General features: G+C 59.3%; 15 protein-coding genes and 1 pseudogene. 10 read left to right on the forward strand and 6 right to left on the reverse strand.

Features of this window, described 5'->3' with window-relative positions; genetic code table 11:
- Positions 1-55: 55 nt before the first annotated feature.
- Positions 56-2791, reverse strand: a complete 2736-nt coding sequence (secA, locus tag ACA065_RS24570) for a preprotein translocase subunit SecA (protein ID WP_497691897.1) — start codon at positions 2789-2791, stop codon at positions 56-58.
- A gap of 305 nt (positions 2792-3096) precedes the next feature.
- Between secA and ACA065_RS24575 the strand changes: the two genes are divergently transcribed.
- A complete protein-coding gene (locus ACA065_RS24575) occupies positions 3097-3552 on the forward strand; it encodes a DUF721 domain-containing protein (protein ID WP_497691898.1) in 456 nt (151 codons plus the stop codon).
- 4 nt (positions 3553-3556) lie between these two features.
- Here ACA065_RS24575 and ACA065_RS24580 read toward each other — a convergent pair whose 3' ends face one another.
- Complete coding sequence (locus tag ACA065_RS24580; RefSeq protein ID WP_497691899.1) at positions 3557-5035, reverse strand: helicase HerA-like domain-containing protein; 1479 nt, start codon at positions 5033-5035, stop codon at positions 3557-3559.
- Between the two features lie 203 nt (positions 5036-5238).
- On the opposite strand from ACA065_RS24580, the pseudogene ACA065_RS24585 reads away from it, so the two are divergent.
- Positions 5239-6273 (forward strand): annotated as a pseudogene (locus ACA065_RS24585) (HAMP domain-containing protein); the annotation flags it as partial.
- 93 nt (positions 6274-6366) lie between these two features.
- Complete coding sequence (locus ACA065_RS24590; protein WP_497695416.1) at positions 6367-7131, forward strand: methyl-accepting chemotaxis protein; 765 nt, start codon at positions 6367-6369, stop codon at positions 7129-7131.
- 35 nt (positions 7132-7166) lie between these two features.
- Here ACA065_RS24590 and ACA065_RS24595 read toward each other — a convergent pair whose 3' ends face one another.
- A complete protein-coding gene (locus ACA065_RS24595; RefSeq protein WP_497691900.1) occupies positions 7167-7337 on the reverse strand; it encodes a hypothetical protein in 171 nt (56 codons plus the stop codon).
- A 90-nt stretch (positions 7338-7427) separates the two neighbouring features.
- Positions 7428-8276, reverse strand: coding sequence for a formyltetrahydrofolate deformylase (gene purU / locus ACA065_RS24600; RefSeq protein WP_497691901.1), 849 nt, complete (start codon positions 8274-8276; stop codon positions 7428-7430).
- A 350-nt stretch (positions 8277-8626) separates the two neighbouring features.
- Between purU and mvaT the strand changes: the two genes are divergently transcribed.
- Positions 8627-9001 carry a histone-like nucleoid-structuring protein MvaT gene (mvaT, locus tag ACA065_RS24605; RefSeq protein ID WP_005790963.1) on the forward strand — a complete coding sequence of 125 codons (375 nt, stop codon included), beginning with the start codon at positions 8627-8629 and terminating at the stop codon, positions 8999-9001.
- A gap of 91 nt (positions 9002-9092) precedes the next feature.
- Here mvaT and sbcB read toward each other — a convergent pair whose 3' ends face one another.
- The gene (sbcB, locus tag ACA065_RS24610) at positions 9093-10520 is read right to left on the reverse strand and encodes an exodeoxyribonuclease I (RefSeq protein ID WP_497691902.1); all 1428 of its coding nucleotides are present in this window, start codon (positions 10518-10520) and stop codon (positions 9093-9095) included.
- Between the two features lie 167 nt (positions 10521-10687).
- Between sbcB and ACA065_RS24615 the strand changes: the two genes are divergently transcribed.
- From ACA065_RS24615 to ACA065_RS24640, 6 genes are read left to right on the forward strand one after another with little or no spacing between them, the layout of a single operon-like run.
- A complete protein-coding gene (locus tag ACA065_RS24615) occupies positions 10688-11380 on the forward strand; it encodes an RDD family protein (RefSeq protein ID WP_497691903.1) in 693 nt (230 codons plus the stop codon).
- Positions 11377-12357 carry a stage II sporulation protein M gene (locus ACA065_RS24620; protein ID WP_497691904.1) on the forward strand — a complete coding sequence of 327 codons (981 nt, stop codon included), beginning with the start codon at positions 11377-11379 and terminating at the stop codon, positions 12355-12357. Before ACA065_RS24615 ends, ACA065_RS24620 begins: the two co-directional genes overlap by 4 nt.
- Entirely contained in the window at positions 12344-13873 is a 1530-nt protein-coding gene (locus tag ACA065_RS24625; RefSeq protein ID WP_497691905.1) for a DUF4129 domain-containing protein, read from the forward strand. The genes ACA065_RS24620 and ACA065_RS24625 overlap by 14 nt, the downstream gene beginning before the upstream one ends.
- Positions 13870-15027, forward strand: coding sequence for a DUF4350 domain-containing protein (locus tag ACA065_RS24630; RefSeq protein ID WP_497691906.1), 1158 nt, complete (start codon positions 13870-13872; stop codon positions 15025-15027). Before ACA065_RS24625 ends, ACA065_RS24630 begins: the two co-directional genes overlap by 4 nt.
- Positions 15024-16019, forward strand: a complete 996-nt coding sequence (locus ACA065_RS24635) for an AAA family ATPase (RefSeq protein WP_497691907.1) — start codon at positions 15024-15026, stop codon at positions 16017-16019. The genes ACA065_RS24630 and ACA065_RS24635 overlap by 4 nt, the downstream gene beginning before the upstream one ends.
- Positions 16020-16026: 7 nt before the next feature.
- Positions 16027-17358: a DUF58 domain-containing protein gene (locus tag ACA065_RS24640; RefSeq protein ID WP_497691908.1), complete on the forward strand. Its 1332-nt coding sequence runs from the start codon at positions 16027-16029 to the stop codon at positions 17356-17358.
- A gap of 88 nt (positions 17359-17446) precedes the next feature.
- Here the strand turns inward: ACA065_RS24640 and ACA065_RS24645 are convergent, their stop codons facing one another.
- Positions 17447-17806, reverse strand: a complete 360-nt coding sequence (locus tag ACA065_RS24645) for a PilZ domain-containing protein (RefSeq protein WP_497691909.1) — start codon at positions 17804-17806, stop codon at positions 17447-17449.
- Positions 17807-17950: the final 144 nt, after the last annotated feature.

Genomic DNA, 17950 nt, shown 5'->3' on the forward strand with positions numbered 1-17950 from the left:
CCGCGACGGCAGAAGCCGGTCGCGGCGCGGGGTGTTGCAGCTTCAGGCAAAAATCTTAGTTGATTTCGCCGTGGCAGTGTTTGAACTTCTTGCCCGAACCGCACCAGCACAGTTCGTTGCGGCCCAGCTTCTGATCATTGCGAACCGGGCTTTGAGCCAAGGCCACATCGACCTCTTCGCCCAACACTTCCGGCGCTTCCAGGCCCGGCGCTTCGTCGTGCTGGAACTGCATGCGCGCAGCCAGTGCTTCGGCTTCCTGGCGCAGACGAGCTTCTTCCTCGATCGGGTCTTCGCGACGCACCTGAACGTGGGACAGCACGCGAATCGAATCGCGCTTGATCGAATCCAGCAGCTCGGAGAACAGCGTGAACGACTCGCGCTTGTACTCTTGCTTCGGGTTCTTCTGGGCGTAGCCACGCAGGTGGATACCGTGACGCAAGTGGTCCATGGTCGACAGGTGGTCTTTCCACAGGTCGTCCAGCACGCGCAGTACGATTTGCTTCTCGAAGGTGCGCAGTGCTTCGGCACTCGCCTGCTCTTCTTTCTCGTTGTACGCGGCCAGAAGCTCGGTCATCAGCTTCTCGCGCAGGGTTTCTTCGTACAGGTGGTCGTCTTCGTCCAGCCATTGCTGAACCGGCAAGTCGACACCGAAGTCGCTCTTCAACGCCGCTTCCAGACCCGCAACATCCCACTGCTCAGGCAGGGACTGTGGCGGGATATGCGCGCTGACGGTGGCGTTGAGCACGTCCTGACGGAAATCGGCGATGGTCTCGCCAATGTTGTCGGCGGCCAGCAACGTGTTACGCATGTGATAGATCACTTTACGCTGTTCGTTGTTGACGTCATCGAACTCGAGCAGTTGCTTACGAATGTCGAAGTTGCGGCCTTCAACCTTGCGCTGGGCTTTCTCGATAGCGTTGGTCACCATGCGGTGCTCGATCGCTTCACCGGACTGCATGCCCAGGGCCTTCATGAAGTTCTTCACCCGATCAGAGGCGAAGATACGCATCAGGCTGTCTTCCAGCGACAGGTAGAAACGGCTGGAACCGGCGTCACCCTGACGACCGGCACGACCACGCAGCTGGTTGTCGATACGGCGCGATTCGTGACGCTCGGACGCGATCACCTGCAGGCCACCGGATTCCAGCACGGCCTGGTGGCGTTTCTGCCAGTCGGCCTTGATCTGGGCGATTTGCTCTGGGGTCGGGTTGTCCAGCGAAGCCACTTCAACTTCCCAGTTACCGCCCAACAGGATGTCAGTACCACGACCGGCCATGTTGGTGGCGATGGTCAGTGCGCCTGGGCGACCGGCCTGGGCGATGATCTCGGCTTCTTTTTCGTGGAACTTGGCGTTCAGAACCTTGTGCTCGATACCTTCCTTGTTGAGCAGGTTGGACACGTGCTCGGAGGTTTCGATGGTGGCAGTACCCACCAGGATCGGACGGCCCTGGGCCATGCCATCCTTGATGTCGTTGATGATTGCCGCGTATTTCTCTTCGGCCGTCAGGAACACCAGGTCGTTGAAGTCTTTACGCGCCAGCGGCTTGTTCGGTGGAATCACCATTACGGCCAGGCTGTAGATCTGATGGAACTCGAACGCTTCAGTGTCGGCCGTACCGGTCATGCCGGACAGTTTGTTGTACAGACGGAAGTAGTTCTGGAAGGTCGTGGAGGCCAACGTCTGGCTTTCAGCCTGAATGTTGAGCACTTCCTTGGCTTCGATAGCCTGGTGCAGGCCTTCGGACAAACGACGACCCGGCATGGTACGGCCGGTGTGTTCGTCAACCAGTACGACCTGGCCGTCCTGCACGATGTATTCGACGTTGCGATGGAACAGCTTGTGCGCGCGCAAGCCGGCATAGACGTGGGTCAACAGACCCAGGTTGTGCGCCGAGTAGAGGCTTTCGCCTTCAGCCAGCAGGCCGATCTGGGTCAGCATGTCTTCGACAAACTGGTGACCGGCTTCGTTGAGTTCGACCTGACGGGTCTTCTCGTCGATGGAGAAATGACCTTCTTTGGTCACCACGCCTTCCACTTCCTCGATGTGCTGCTCCAGACGCGGGATCAACTTGTTGATCTCGGTGTACAGGCGCGAGCTGTCTTCGGCCTGGCCGGAGATGATCAGCGGGGTACGGGCTTCGTCGATCAGGATGGAGTCGACTTCGTCGATCACGGCAAAGTTGAGTTCGCGCTGGAATTTCTCATCCATGCTGAACGCCATGTTGTCGCGCAAGTAGTCGAAACCGAACTCGTTGTTGGTGCCGTAGGTAATGTCGCAAGCGTAGGCGGCGCGCTTCTCTTCCGGCGGCTGGAACGGCGTTACCACGCCGACGGTCAGGCCGAGGAATTCATACAGCGGGCGCATCCAGTTGGCGTCCCGGCGAGCCAGGTAGTCGTTCACCGTCACAACGTGCACGCCCTTGCCGGACAGTGCGTTGAGGTAAACACCCAGGGTTGCCACCAGGGTCTTGCCTTCACCGGTACGCATTTCGGCAATCATGCCTTCATGCAAGGTCATGCCGCCGATCAACTGGACGTCGAAGTGGCGCATGCCCATGACACGCTTACCGGCTTCACGGGCGACCGCAAAGGCTTCGGGAAGCAGCTTGTCGAGGGTCTCACCTTTGGCTATGCGGGCCTTGAACTCTTCGGTCTTGGCGCGCAATTGCTCGTCCGAAAGGGCAACCATCTGCTCTTCGAAGGCATTAACCAGCTGCACCGTCTTGAGCATGCGTTTAACTTCGCGCTCATTCTTGCTTCCAAAAAGTTTCTTTAACAAAGGCGCAAACATATCGGCAGGTTCTTCCACACATAGGGATGGAGGGCGCACCGTGAGTGGCCCGAGCAGCCCTCACGGCCGCATGCGAACGCGCATTCTACCCGGAATCGTGGGTGAGGAAAGTGGCGTTGTTCCCCGATGCTGGCATGGTGCTGTGAGAGGGCTTGTTTAAAATAAGGGCTTTTGCTGGAACTTCAACCCATGGAGCGCAGAAGTTACCTATTGATTTCACGCGTAAAGCCCTGCTAATGCATTGCCTGGGGGCGCGCAGGCGCTTTCTGCTAAGATGGCGGCTCTGTTACCTAAGGTGTCTAAACATGGCGTTTCGCCCTCTTACAGCCCGCGCGCCAAGCGTGTTGCTCCGCGAAGCCAAACCGTTGAAAGCCATCTTCGGCCATGCGCAACGCCTGGGCCATTTACAACGCTTGGTCGAAAGCCAGCTGCAACCGGCCGCGCGCGAACATTGCCATGTGGCGTCCTGGCGCGAAGGTAATTTGCTGTTAATTGTCACCGACGGCCATTGGGCTACCCGTTTGCGCTACCAGCAAAAACGCCTGCAGCGACAGTTGATGGCATTTGATGAGTTTGCCAGTTTGACCCGTATCCAGTTCAAGGTGCAGCCACCTACCGTGCAACAAGGCGCGGTCGGGCACACGATGGACCTCTCGGTGAACGCGGCCGAAACCATTCAGGCGACGGCCGACGGGATCAGTGACCCGGGCTTGCGCGCTGCACTGGAGCGGTTGGCCGCCCACGCCAAGCCCAAACCCTGACGCGCTATTTACGCTTGCTGCCGCCCAGCAACGAGCCCAGCAACCCCCGCACCAGCTGCCGCCCCATCTGATTGGCGGCCTGTTGCATGGCTGATTTGAGTGCCTTGCCTGCCGCAGTGCCCAAAAACACGCCGGCCTTGTCAGTAAAGCTGGGCTCTTCAGTGGAGGGTTTAGCGTCTTCGGTAGGCCCCAGTTCCTTGCGCGCCATCAACACTTCATAGGCCGACTCGCGGTCAATCGGCTTGTCGTAGCGCCCCTGCAGCGGCGAACTGGCGATCAATGCCGCGCGCTCGGCCGCACTGAGTGGCCCGATTCGCGATTGCGGCGGCGCAACCAGGACGCGCTGGACCACTTCCGGCGTGCCCTTTTCCTGCAAAGTACCCACCAGTGCTTCACCCGTGCCCAGCTCAGTCAGCACCGACAACGCATCGAACGCCGGGTTGGGCCGAAAACCCTCCGCCACCGCGCGCAGGGATTTCTGCTCTTTCGTGGTGAACGCACGCAAGCCGTGCTGGATACGCAGGCCGAGTTGCGCCAATACCGTGTCAGGCAAATCACCTGGGGACTGAGTGACAAAGTACACACCCACACCTTTGGAGCGAATCAACCGTACCACTTGCTCCAGGCGATCCTGCAACGCCTTGGGCGTGTCGGCAAACAACAAATGCGCCTCGTCGAAAAACAGCGCCAGCAACGGCTTGTCGGCATCGCCACGCTCCGGCAACTGCTCGAACAGCTCGGCCAGCAGCCACAGCAGGAACGTCGCGTAGACCTTCGGCGCTTCGTGCACCAGGCGGCTGGCGTCGAGCAAGTGGATGCGCCCACGGCCGTCACTGGCCGGCTGCAAAATGTCTTCAAGTTGCAGGGCCGGCTCGCCAAACAAGGCTTCGGCGCCCTGCTGTTCCAGCACCGCCAGGCGCCGCAACAGCGCCTGGCTTGAACCCGTAGTCATCAGCGCCGCGTCGTCACCGAGCAGTTCCGGGTGATAGCGCAGGTGGTTGAGCAATGCCTTGAGGTCTTTAAGGTCGAGCAGCAACAGACCTTCGCGGTCTGCCACCTTGAAGGTTGCGTAGAGTGCCGATTGCTGGCTGTCGGTGAGCTCCAGCAGGCTGCCGAGCAATAACGGCCCCATTTCGCTGATGGTGGTGCGAAGCGGATGACCCGACTCCCCGTGAATATCCCACAGCGTTACCGGATAGGCCTTCGCGGTGTAGTTAAGGAAGGGCATACCAGCAATGCGCTCAGCCACTTTACCTTGAGGGTTGGCCGCAGCGCCCAAACCACACAGGTCGCCCTTGATGTCGGCGGCGAACACCGCCACGCCGGCATCACTGAAGGCCTCCGCCAGGCGCTGCAACGTGACGGTCTTGCCGGTGCCGGTGGCGCCGGCAATCAACCCGTGGCGGTTGGCCAGGCGCATGGCCTGGGCGATAGGCTGGCCATCGAGGCCGGCGCCGATAAGCAGTTGCGAGGAGTCAGGCATTTCGTCACCTTTGGTTAATCTTTAGTGCCGCCAGGTCGATATAACAGATGTAAGACCCACAAAGTCTAAAAATAGGTCAGATAGTTCCTAAAGGGACCAGCAGAGCTATCACAAGAAGTATCACACCTTTTTTGACGCTGTCATTTTGCGCATCCCACAAGGACGCGCTTGGGATATTAAGACCTTAGCGGACCCTACAAGCCATGAATAAAAACCTGCGTTTCAGCCATAAAATCCTGCTTGCAGCCTCCCTTATCGTCATCGCCGCCTTCGCGCTGTTTACCCTCTATAACGACTACCTGCAACGCAACGCGATTCGTGACGACCTCAATAATTACCTGCATGAAATGGGCGACGTCACTGCCAGCAATATTCAAACCTGGCTCACCGGGCGCATCGCGTTGGTGGAAAACGCGGCACAAAACATCGCCATCAATCCTGAACCCAGCGTGGTTACCGGCCTGCTCGAGCAGAAAGCCCTGACCTCCTCGTTCATGGCGACCTACGTGGGCGACAGCAAAGGCGCCTTCACCATCCGCCCCGACACCAAGATGCCGGACGGCTTCGACCCGCGGGTCCGCCCCTGGTACAAGGGCGCCCAAAGCAGCAACGGCTCAACCCTGACGGAACCCTACATTGACGCCGCTACCGGGCAGTTGATCATTTCTGTTGCCACCCCGAGCACCACCAAGACCGGCCAGAGCATCGGCGTGGTAGGCGGCGACCTGAGCCTGCAAACGCTTGTGGATAACATCGGCGCGCTGGACTTCGGCGGCATGGGCTATGCGTTCCTGGTAAGTGCTGACGGCAAAGTGCTGGTGCACCCGGACAAGAACCTGGTGATGAAAACCCTGGCTGACGTGTACCCGAAAAACACACCAAAGATCAGTGCCGACTTCAGCGAAGTCCAGACCAACGGCAAAGACAACATCGTGACCTTTACGCCGATCAAGGGTTTGCCGTCGGTGAACTGGTATTTGGGTATTTCGGTGGATAAAGACAAATCCTTCGCCATGCTCAGCGAATTCCGCACCTCGGCGGTGATTGCCACGCTCATTGCCGTGGTGATCATCATCGCGCTGCTGGGCATGTTGATCCGCGTGCTGCTGCAACCCTTGCACGTGATGACCCGCGCCATGCAGGACATCGCCGATGGCGAGGGTGACTTGACCCGCCGCCTGACCATCCAGAGCAACGACGAGTTCGGCACGTTGGGTAACGCTTTCAATCGCTTCGTAGAGCGGATTCATACATCGATTCGCGAAGTATCCTCGGCCACCCAGCAGGTCAACGAAGTCGCTTTGCGCGTGGTCAGCGCGTCCAACTCCTCGATGGTCAACTCCGATGAGCAGGCCAACCGCACCAACAGCGTCGCCGCCGCTATCAATGAACTGGGCGCCGCTGCCCAGGAAATCGCGCGCAATGCGGCGCAAGCCTCCAACCAGGCCAGCGATGCGCGGCACCTGGCAGAAGACGGCCAACAGGTCGTTGATCGCAATATCAAGGCGATGACGCAACTGTCCGCGATGATCAGTGCCTCCAGCAGCAATATAGAAGCGCTTAACAGCAAGACCGTGAATATCGGGCAAATTTTGGAAGTAATCACCAGCATCTCCCAGCAAACCAACCTGCTGGCACTGAACGCCGCGATCGAAGCGGCGCGTGCCGGGGAAGCCGGGCGCGGGTTTGCGGTGGTGGCCGATGAGGTGCGCAACCTGGCCCATCGCACTCAAGAGTCGGCGCAACAAGTACAAAAGATGATTGAGGAACTGCAGGTCGGCGCCCGGGAGTCGGTCAGCACCATGAGCGAAAGCCAGCGCCACAGCCAGGACAGCGTGGAAATTGCCAACCTGGCCGGCGAGCGCTTGAACAGCGTGACCCAGCGCATTGGCGAGATCGACGGCATGAACCAGTCGGTCGCCACCGCCACCGAGGAACAAACCTCTGTGGTGGAGTCAATCAACATGGACATAACCGAGATCAACACCCTCAACCAGGAAGGTGTGGAAAACCTGCACTCAACCCTGCGCGCCTGCACCGACCTTGAACAACAGGCGGCACGCTTGAAGCAACTGGTGGGCAGTTTCCGGATCTGAACCCAGTGCCCGCTGCCTGATACGACAGCGGGCGATTATTCTTTTTCGGGCTCGGATTTACCGTGCTCGCGCTCCCACAGCTCGGCGGCACCGGGAAACTCGGTGCCGTCCTCGGCGTCCAGGTCATCCGGGTCAAATCGACTCAAACACCCCTCCCCCAGCGTCGCCGGGGCTTTGGAGGTGGCTTTGTCCAGTGGATCGCTCATCGATCAATCCTCAAGGGCAGGCAAAGAAAAAGGGCCTGGGACGATTTAACGCCCAGGCCCCTTATTCTTCAATCGTTCAAAACGCGGTTATCAGAACACCACTGTCTTGTTGCCGTGAACCAGCACGCGGTCTTCCAAGTGGTAACGCAGCCCACGGGCCAGCACCATCTTCTCGACGTCACGGCCGAAACGCACCATGTCTTCAATACTGTCGCTGTGGCTGACCCGCACCACGTCTTGCTCGATGATCGGCCCGGCGTCCAGTTCTTCGGTAACGTAGTGGCAAGTTGCGCCAATCAGCTTCACGCCACGCAGCGAGGCTTGGTGGTAAGGCTTGGCACCGACAAATGACGGCAGAAAGCTGTGGTGAATGTTGATCACCTTGCCGGCATATTCCCGGCACAGTTCCGGCGGCAGAATTTGCATGTAGCGCGCCAGCACCACGACATCAGCCTGGTGTTGCTTGACCAGGCGGGAGACTTCGGCAAATGCCGGCTCCTTGTCCTGCGGGTTGACCGGCACGTGGTAGTACGCAATGCCATGCCACTCGACCATGCTGCGCAGGTCGTCATGATTGGAAATCACGCAAGCGATCTCGCAGTCCAGCTCATCGCTGTGCCAGCGATGCAGCAGGTCGGCCAGGCAGTGCGACTCACGGCTGGCCATCAGCACGACGCGCTTTTTCTGCTCGGTGTCGGTGATGTGCCAGGTCATCGAAAACTCTTCGGCGATCGGCGCAAACGCCTCACGGAAGGCTTCAAGACCAAAGGGCAGCGTGTCGGCACGAATTTCGTGACGCATGAAAAACCAACCGCTGAGATCGTCCGAGTGGTGGCTCGCCTCGGTGATCCAGCCGTTGTGGGAGGCCAGAAAGTTACTGACTTTGGCAACGATGCCAACCCGGTCCGGGCAAGCAATCACCAGCCGAAAAGTGCGCATTAGGGGGAAACTCCAGAACTTCGCAAAGGCCGCCATTCTAGCGATTACGCAGAAAAACTGCAGTATTCCTTGCGTCTTATTCTGCCCTCGCGCCCAGGCGACAGCCCTTAATAGCGTAAGGTTTTACTACCGCTATATGTCTGTACAACGTCAAGCACGGGCAGTTATCGGAAAATAACTGAGATTATCTTTAGGCCTACCACCTACTAATTAACTCGATTGCGTAGCTTGGCTACAAACATTCAAAGTAATTCACATAAATGCGCCCTTAAATGTTTACTTGAGGAAGTAGCCTGACTATTATTGGCCCACTCTCCCTGTCAATCAGCGCTCTACATAAGGTAGTCCACATGTCACTGATCAACGAATACCGCGCCACCGAAGAAGCTATCAAAGAGCTGCAAGCCCGTTTGAAGAACCTGTCACAAGACGACAAGCTGCAAACCGAGCTGGAATTCGAAGGCAAACTGCGCACCCTGATGGGTGAATACTCCAAATCCCTGCGTGACATCATCGCGCTGCTGGATCCAGAGTCGAAAGTTAAAGCACCGCGTGGCGCTGTGAAAACTACCGGCACCAAGCGTGCTCGCAAGGTCAAGCAATACAAGAACCCGCACAATGGCGAAGTGATTGAAACCAAAGGTGGCAACCACAAGACTCTGAAAGAGTGGAAAGCCAAGTGGGGCGGCGACGTGGTTGAAGGCTGGGCTACCCTGCTGGGCTAAGCCTGGTCGGGCTCTCGCCTGATATGCAACACTATAAAAAACGCCAGCTTGCTGGCGTTTTTTATTGTCCGAATATTCTGTAATTACCCGACTACAGGCTCAGCCGAGCGGCTAAAGAGTCCGCATACTCCTGCCATTCATCAAGCACCTGGCACTGAAACGATGTAGCACTAACGGCCAACTCCTCACGCGCCTGTTTAAATGCCAGGAGGGTATTGGGCGCGCCCCATTCGGGCGTCGACAAACGTTGCTGGCAGAAAAGTTTCCAGCGCTGTTGCTCCTCGCTGTTCAAGGTTTCAGGAAAGTTACGTGCGCGGTAGCGGAATAATAGTTCCGGCAAACGATGATCATCGAAAGGCCACTGCTGACGCGCTAGATGCGCCGGTTCAGCCGCCCGGACTTGTTCGCATAAACGACGGTCGCGGTCACCAATAAAACCCTCATAGAGCTGCTGCTCCGGGTCGGTACTCGGCGCAAAATCTTCCTCGGCGTAAATGGCCGCCAACTTATCGCGCCAAACTTCCTGTGCGTCAGTTAGCCGCAGCGCCCGCGCCTGACACACCTGCCTATCCAACTGCAGTCGCTCACAATCCTGTGCCCGCAGCACATTCAACGGGGCAACCACCGGACAGCGGTTGATATGCACCAACTTGAGCGGCACCGGCAGTTCACCTTTCGCCAGATCATCGCGCCGTGTATAGAGGCGCTGGCGCAAGGTATCGGCGTCCAGGTCCAGCAAACCCTGCGGGTCGAGCCCCAGGTCACAGACAATCAGCGCATTACGATTACGCGGGTGCCAGGCCAGCGGCAGCACCACGCCCAGGTAATGACGCTCGGCGGAAAAACGCCCGGAAATATGTACCATGGGTTGCAGCAGGCGCACCTGATCCATCACCCGCTGCTTAGTGCGCAACTGGAACAGCCACTCATATAGCTTGGGCTGTTTTTCCCGGACCAAGCGGGCCAGGGCAATCGTGGCACGCACGTCCGACAAGGCATCGTGAGCCTGGCCATGATCAATCCCATTGGCCGCGGTCAAGCGCTCAAGCTTGAGCGTGACGCGCCCATCCTGCTCAGGCCAGACGATACCTTCGGGGCGTAGCGCGTAGGCTGTGCGCACGACATCGATCAAATCCCAGCGGCTGTTGCCGCCCTGCCATTCACGGGCATAGGGGTCAAAAAAGTTGCGATACAGGCTGTAGCGCGTCATTTCATCGTCAAACCGCAGCGTGTTGTAACCGGCGCCACAAGTGCCTGGCGCGGCCAGCTCGGCGTGCACGCGAGTCATGAAATCGGCTTCGGCCAAGCCTTTTTCCGCCAGAACGCCCGGGGTGATACCGGTGATCGCGCAGGCGGCCGGATGAGGCAGGATATCGTCGCTGGGCTGACAATAAAGATTGATCGGCGGGCCGACCTCGTTGAGTTCGAGGTCGGTACGAATACCGGCAACCTGCAGCGGGCGATCGCTGCGCGGGTTAATGCCGGTGGTTTCATAGTCGTACCAGAAAATGGAGGTCACGGGCTGTTCCTGTACTGAAGACCGTCAAAGTCTAGGCGCTGCAAGGCGTCCGGGGCCAGCGATACATTAGCTGTACAAACATCCAGTAAAAACTGGAAGGGTTGCTTCCACCGTCGACACTGCTAGCATCCGTGTCTCTCAGCTGCTTCGCACTGCCAAGGATCGCAATGCCATCACCCCCGTTGGATACCCGCTATCAGATCGAGACCCCGGAGGGCATTGATCTGCCCTTGCGCCCGGCAGGCCTTCTGCCACGCGCACTGGCCTTCGCTTTCGACCTGGGTTTGCGTGGGCTGGTCATGGGTATCCTGCTCGTGCCTTTGGCCCTGCTGGGCAATATTGGTATCGGCCTGGGCTCATTGCTGCTGTTCCTGGTCAGCTGGTGGTACATGGTCCTGTTTGAGGTGCTCAATCAGGGCTGCTCCCCCGGTAAACAGGTCATGGGCCTGCGGGTGGTACAGGACGACGGCACACCTGTCGGCTGGTCCGCATCACTGATCCGCAACTTACTGCGCTTCGTCGATATGCTGCCCTTCGGATACTTCCTAGGCGCTATCAGTTGCCTGCAACATCCGCATTTCAAGCGTCTCGGCGACTTGGCTGCCGGCACCCTGGTGATCTACCGTGAACAGCCGCTGGTTCGCCCCCAGATTCCTCAAGCTGCCGCCCTGCGCCTGCCCTTTGCCCTGGACCTGAGCGAACAACGCGCCCTTCTCGGCTTCGCCGAACGCCAGGGCGAACTGTCCAGCGAACGGGTGCATGAACTGGCCTCAATCCTCGCCGCCCCCCTGCAAGTGTCTCCGGCGCGGGCCGTGGAACAGCTCAATGGTGTGGCCCGTGGCTTGTTGGGGCCGACATGAAACAGAGCCAGTTCGAAAACCGTCACCAGGCCCAATGGCAGGCCTTTGCCGAGCAGCTGAAACAGCTGGAGCAAGGTAAAGCCAAGCCGAGTGACGTGGCCGACTTTCCCCATCACTATCGACGTTTATGCCAGCACCTGGCCCTCGCCCAAGAGCGTGGCTACAGCAGTTACTTGGTCGATCCGCTGCAGCAACTGGCCCTGCGTGGCCATCAACAGTTGTATCGTCACCGCAGCCAATTGGGCACGAACGTATTGGCCTTCATTCTGGCCGACTTCCCGCGGCTGGTGCGCGAACAGTGGCGTTTCGTGCTGATCGCCAGCCTGCTGTTCTTCGGCAGCCTGGTGGGCATAGCCCTGTTGGTCTACGTGTTTCCCGACCTGATCTACAGCATCGTCAGCCCCCAGCAGGTCGCAGAGATGCAAAGCATGTACGACCCGGACGCCAGCCGTCTGGGCCGCGCTGCCGAGCGTGCGTCCAGCGAAGACTGGATGATGTTTGGCTACTACGTGATGCATAACATCGGCATTGCCTTCCAAACCTTCGCCGCTGGCCTGCTGTTTGGCCTCGGCAGCGTGTTCTTCCTGATCTTCAACGGCTTGATCATCGGGGCTATCTCCGGCCACCTGACCGAAATTGGCTATGGCCAGACCTTCTGGTCATTCGTCATCGGTCACGGTGCATTCGAGCTAAGCGCCATCGCCCTGGCAGGCGCGGCAGGCTTGCAATTGGGCTGGGCGCTGATCGCTCCGGGGCCGTTGGCTCGCAGCGAATCCCTGCGCCTGGCGGCCCGCAAAAGCGTGCAGATGCTCTGTGGCGTCATGGTGTTCCTGCTGATTGCAGCCTTTATTGAAGCTTACTGGTCTTCCACCACAACGATCGCCCCATGGGCCAAATACCTCGTCGGCGCTGCGCTTTGGCTGTTGGTGGCCGCTTACCTGACCCTGGCTGGACGGACTCGCCATGCGCCTGAGTGATGCCAGCGTGGTGATTCGCCCACGTACCGCCTGGGAAGCCATGGACCTCGGCGTATTAATGGCCCAGCAACATCGCCTGCTATTGATGAGCAGTTGGGCGCTGGTGAGCTTGCCGGTGTTCGCCTTGCTCACCGTCCTGTTTTGGGAGCGCCCGTCCATTGCAATGTTCGTGTTCTGGTGGCTGAAGCCGGCCTTTGATCGCTTGCCACTGCACATCCTGTCCAAGGCCCTGTTTGGTGAAACCCCGAGCGTCAAAAACGCCGTGCGCCATTGGCCGCGCCTGCTTAAAAGCCAGTTGCTGGTCAGCCTGACCTGGCGTCGACTCAGCCTTAGTCGCAGTTTCGTGTTGCCGGTAAGCCAACTGGAAGGCCTGGGTGGCCAGGCACGCCAGCAACGCCTGGGGGTACTGCTGCAACGCAACGCCGGCGCCGCACGCTGGCTGACCGTCATCGGGTTAACCTTGGAATTTGCCCTGTGGTTTGGCTGCATGGCGATGTTTTATCTGTTTATCCCGGATCAGATTGAGCTGGATTGGGACTGGCAACGCCTTGCGCTCACCACGGGCTCGGACTGGCTGTGGCTGGAACACCTGACCAATGCTTTCTACGCCCTGATCCTGGTGTTCTGGGAACCCATCTATGTTGCCTGCGGTTTCAGCCTGTACCTCAACCGTCGCACCGTACTGGAAGCCTGGGACCTGGAATTGGTATTCCGCAGATTGCGCCAGCGCCTGAGCACTGTTGCACCGCTGCTACTGCTGGTTGTCGGGCTGTTGCTGATACCGGCCAGCCCGCCAGCCATGGCTGACGATTCAAACGCGCACGCCCCACTCAGCACTCAAGCCTCCGCCCAGTCGATCAAGGCAGTGCTGGAGCAGCCCCCGTTCAAAAACCCGGAGACCGTCACTCGTTATCGTTTTGGCGAAGAAAAGCCTGCAGCTAAAAACAAAGCGCACGGTGACGGCAAATTACCAGCCTGGCTTCAGTCGCTGCTGGACAGCCTCAATAGCAACACCTTCAAACATGTAGGCCAAGGGTTGGAAATACTCCTGTGGAGCGTGGTGATCGGCCTCTTGGCCCTGCTGGTGTGGCGCTACCGTGACTGGCTACACGCCTTTGTCGGGCGGCGTCCGCAACGCAGCCCCAAAATCGCCAAGCCCGCGCCTGCACAATTGTTCGGCCTGGAACTGGGTATCGAGACGTTGCCGGAAGACCTCGCCAGTACCGCCGAGCAACTGTGGCTCACTCAGCCACGGGAAGCCCTTGGCCTTCTCTATCGAGGCCTGCTCAGCCGGTTGCTGCATGACTACAACCTGCCACTGAAAAGCGCCGATACCGAAGGCCAGGTCCTGGAGCGTATTCACCAGTTGCATCAACCGCATCTGCTGGCGTTCAGTGAAGAATTAACCCGTCACTGGCAGAACCTCGCCTACGGTCACCACCTGCCTCCCGCCTCTGCCCAGCAGAAACTCTGCACCGATTGGCGTGCGTTGTTCAATTCGGGGGCCGCCCGATGAACCGCCCATTAGTATGGGTCGCGGTGCTGCTGGCATGCCTGCTGGGAGCCGGGGCATTTTATGCCTGGCACAAGGCAATCCCTTATGACGAAGTGGTGGATCGCGGCCCATCGCCCCAGGCCCGGCAAAACCCCTATCTGGCCGCCGAGTACTTCATGCGTCAACAAGGCCTGGCAGTTGAGCATGCCAACAGCCTTGAACGGCTCGCCAACCTCCCCGCCAAAGGCAATAGCCTGCTAATCCTGGGCGATCGCAGCAACATGACCCCGCGCCAAGTGGATCACCTGCTGGACTGGGCGAAATCCGGCGGTCACCTGCTAGTGGTTGCCGAAGCGTTATGGGATGAAGAAACAGGTAAAAGCGGCGACTTGCTGCTCGATCGCTTGAACATCCATCAGCTGATGAGTGACGTCGTTGACGAATCGGCCTCCCCGCGCAAAAAGAAAGCGCCGGACCTGACCAAACTTTATGTCGACAATGAAACCGCCCCGGCCTATTTCAGCTTCGATACCGCCTTTAACCTCACCGACCCCAAGCACGTGGCGCAGTTTTCCGCTAATAGCGCCAAGTCCAGCCACCTGATGCAACGCGATCTCGGGCACGGCACCGTGACGGTTGTGACCGACAGCGACCTGTGGAAAACCCCAGCCATTGGCAAACACGATAATGCCTGGCTGCTGTGGTATCTCAACCAAGGCACTGACGTGACCTTGCTGTTCAACAGTGACGTAGACAATCTACTGACCCTGTTGATGCGCTATTTCCCCCAGGCCTTGGTGGCACTTATTGCGCTGATTGCCCTGGCGCTGTGGCAGGCCGGTATGCGCCAAGGCCCAATCCAGGCCTCGGCGCCCAAAGCTCGCCGGCAGTTGCAGGAACACTTGAAGGCCAGCGCCGACTTCCTGCTGCGCCGCAGCGGCCAAGGCCCACTCCTGCAAGCCTTGCAGCGTGACGTCCAACGCGCGGCAAGGCGGCGTCACCCAGGCTTTGAACATCTCGAAACCGCCGCACAGTGGCAGGTGCTTGAACGCCTGACGCGCCAACCCTCCCACGTTATCAGTCAGGCCCTCGGCCCACTCCCGGCAAAACGGCTCAGCAGCGCCGATTTCTGCCGTCAGGTGGCGTGCCTGCAAACTCTCAGGAATGCCCTATGAGCGATTTTCCAGCAGCCACGGCTCCGACCCGCGAAAGCCTTCAACACGCCAGCGGGCAGGCACACGCCTTGCGCGTTGAACTGCGCAAGGCCGTGATTGGCCAGGACCAGGTGATTGACGACGTACTCACCGCATTGATCGCCGGCGGCCACGTACTGCTCGAAGGCGTACCGGGCCTGGGCAAGACGCTGCTGGTACGCGCCTTGGCCCGGTGTTTCGGGGGCGATTTCGCGCGTATCCAGTTCACACCGGACCTGATGCCCAGCGATGTTACCGGCCACGCCGTATACGACCTGCATACCGAACAGTTCAAATTGCGTAAGGGGCCGCTGTTCACGCACTTGTTGCTGGCCGACGAAATCAACCGCGCCCCGGCCAAAACCCAGGCCGCCCTGCTCGAAGCCATGCAGGAACGCCAAGTCACCCTTGAGGGCGAGGCGCTGCCTATCGGCCAACCGTTCATGGTGCTGGCGACCCAGAACCCCATCGAACAGGAAGGCACCTATCCCCTGCCCGAGGCCGAGCTGGACCGGTTCATGCTCAAAGTGCGCATGGACTACCCCGATGCACAGCAAGAGCTGGACATGGTGCGCGAGGTGACCCGCTCATCCAGAGCGGACATGCTCGATGTGCAACCGCTACGCACCGTGCTGCAAGCCGAAGACGTGCTGCAACTGCAGCAGATCGCCAGTGAACTGCCCTTGGACGAACAAGTGCTCGACTACGCCGTGCGCCTGGCGCGCGCTACCCGCACCTGGCCAGGGCTGGCCATCGGCGCCGGCCCTCGGGCCTCCATCGCCCTGGTTCGCGGCGCCCGCGCCCGGGCCTTGTTGCGCGGGGGGGAATTCGTTACCCCGGACGACATCAAGGGTTGTGCGCTGGCGGTATTACGTCATCGGGTGCGAATTGCACCGGAGCTGGACATCGACGGCCTCGAGGTAGACCAGGTGCTCAAGCAGTTGCTGGACCAGATCCCGGCGCCCCGGCAGTGACGTGCCCATGAAGCCGACCCGACTATTGTTGACCTGGCTGGGTGCGCTACTGGGCCTGAACACCTTGCTCGGCTTTGCTGCAGCATTGCAGTTCAAGGTGCCCGACACCTTGCACTCGGTGGCCTGGGGCCTGTTGCTGGCGCTGTTGCTGCTGACCCTGTTGGATGCTGCACGCCTGCGTGGCCGCCCTTCTGTGCAGGTGCAACGGCAAATGCCCGGCAGCCTGGCGCTCGGACGCTGGGGGGATGTTCGCCTGACCCTGGCCCACAACTACCCGCAACCACTGACCGTGCGGGTGTTCGATCACGTCCCGGACGGCCTGAGTGTGGAGAACCTGCCTCAGTCCATCGAACTGCGCCCTGGTGAACGCAGTGAGCTGGGTTATCGGCTACGCCCTCTGCGTCGTGGGCACTTCCGTTTCAGCCGCTGTGAAATTCACCTGCCCAGCCCCTTTGGGCTGTGGTCCGCGCGACGCTTTATCGAGGTTGACGATACGACCCGCGTCTACCCGGACTTCGCTCGGTTGTACGGCGCGCAGTTATTGGGTGTGGATAACTGGCTGAGTCAACTCGGTGTGCAACAACGTCAGCGCCGGGGATTGGGGCTGGAATTCCATCAACTGCGTGAGTTTCGCGAAGGCGACAGCCTGCGCCAGATAGATTGGAAGGCCACCGCACGACAACGCACGCCCATCGCCCGGGAATACCAGGATGAGCGCGACCAGCAAATTGTGTTCATGCTTGATTGCGGCCGACGCATGCGCAGCCAGGATGACGAGTTATCGCACTTCGACCACGCGCTTAATGCCTGCCTGCTGCTCAGCTATGTTGCGCTGCGCCAGGGCGATGCCGTGGGCCTGTGCACCTTTGCCGGTGATCAGCCACGCTACCTGGCGCCGGTCAAGGGCAGTGGCCAGTTGAACCTGCTGCTCAATGCGGTGTACGACCTGGATACCACCCGGCGAACCGCAGACTATCAGGCTGCCGCCAGCCAACTGCTGGCTCGGCAGAAACGTCGGGCCCTGGTGATCATGGTCACTAACCTGCGGGATGAGGACGATGAAGCACTGATGACGGCGGTCAAGCGCATCAGTCGACAGCACCGGGTGCTGGTGGCGAGCCTGCGCGAGGAGGTTCTTGATCAACTGCGCCAGGCCCCCGTACACACCTTGCCCGAGGCGTTGGTTTATAGCGGCACGGTGGACTATCTCAATACTCGAAACGAACTCCACGACCGGCTGACCGCGCATGGGTTGTCAATATTGGATACGTCACCTTCGGCGCTGGGAGCCGCCTTGGTTACGCGTTATCTGGGTTGGAAGAAAGCCGGCGTGTTCTGAAACGAATACGCTGGAAAAACCTGCTCTAAAAGCGAATATACGACCGAGTTCGGGTAACAACCCGAACCGGGCCGAGAATGCACAGCGCCTAGGCGGATGCCCGTAAGGGATCGAAACTGAAGTAATTCAACAAGGCAGTGATCAGTTGCCCGTACTCTTCACACGCCTGAGTCACGCTGAACCCGGAGTCATAATGCTGAGGATTGATATCCTCATGGCTCCACAAGCAGTTCGCTGTGAGGTCAATGGCCTGGAGTTCGCCGTCTGGCCCAGGGATTTTCAAGCGTAACTCGAAGTCCGCGTCGACCATCATGGGCAGCTGGCTAATCAACATCAGCCCGCCTTCAGAAACATTGCCCAGAAAGCCGATAGGCTTGTCGGTAAGACGATTGAACACTTGCAGGAAGCAATGTAGTTGGTGCCGCTCGATCCGTCGGTGGGTAAACATGTGAGATTGCCATCCAATGGCCATGTTTTTGGCCGTGCCAGTGATTCGGAACGAGCCGATGGCTCGCTCTCCCTGGATCTCGGTGTGACAACACATTGCTTTAGTCACTAAACAGCTGCCGAATCCGGGCCTCGCATTCGTTCG

The organism is Pseudomonas sp. LBUM1640 (genome assembly GCF_059716225.1).

Excerpts from the sequence above, each read along its gene's own strand:
- ACA065_RS24590 (WP_497695416.1), top strand. The coding sequence starts at position 6,367 with ATGGTCAACTCCGATGAGCAGGCCAACCGCACCAACAGCGTCGCCGCC.
- ACA065_RS24635 (WP_497691907.1), top strand. The coding sequence starts at position 15,024 with ATGAGCGATTTTCCAGCAGCCACGGCTCCGACCCGCGAAAGCCTTCAA.
- ACA065_RS24580 (WP_497691899.1), bottom strand. The coding sequence starts at position 5,035 with ATGCCTGACTCCTCGCAACTGCTTATCGGCGCCGGCCTCGATGGCCAG.
- ACA065_RS24630 (WP_497691906.1), top strand. The coding sequence starts at position 13,870 with ATGAACCGCCCATTAGTATGGGTCGCGGTGCTGCTGGCATGCCTGCTG.
- ACA065_RS24575 (WP_497691898.1), top strand. The coding sequence starts at position 3,097 with ATGGCGTTTCGCCCTCTTACAGCCCGCGCGCCAAGCGTGTTGCTCCGC.
- ACA065_RS24645 (WP_497691909.1), bottom strand. The coding sequence starts at position 17,806 with ATGTTTACCCACCGACGGATCGAGCGGCACCAACTACATTGCTTCCTG.
- ACA065_RS24615 (WP_497691903.1), top strand. The coding sequence starts at position 10,688 with ATGCCATCACCCCCGTTGGATACCCGCTATCAGATCGAGACCCCGGAG.
- mvaT (WP_005790963.1), top strand. The coding sequence starts at position 8,627 with ATGTCACTGATCAACGAATACCGCGCCACCGAAGAAGCTATCAAAGAG.
- secA (WP_497691897.1), bottom strand. The coding sequence starts at position 2,791 with ATGTTTGCGCCTTTGTTAAAGAAACTTTTTGGAAGCAAGAATGAGCGC.
- ACA065_RS24620 (WP_497691904.1), top strand. The coding sequence starts at position 11,377 with ATGAAACAGAGCCAGTTCGAAAACCGTCACCAGGCCCAATGGCAGGCC.
- ACA065_RS24595 (WP_497691900.1), bottom strand. The coding sequence starts at position 7,337 with ATGAGCGATCCACTGGACAAAGCCACCTCCAAAGCCCCGGCGACGCTG.
- purU (WP_497691901.1), bottom strand. The coding sequence starts at position 8,276 with ATGCGCACTTTTCGGCTGGTGATTGCTTGCCCGGACCGGGTTGGCATC.
- ACA065_RS24625 (WP_497691905.1), top strand. The coding sequence starts at position 12,344 with ATGCGCCTGAGTGATGCCAGCGTGGTGATTCGCCCACGTACCGCCTGG.
- ACA065_RS24640 (WP_497691908.1), top strand. The coding sequence starts at position 16,027 with ATGAAGCCGACCCGACTATTGTTGACCTGGCTGGGTGCGCTACTGGGC.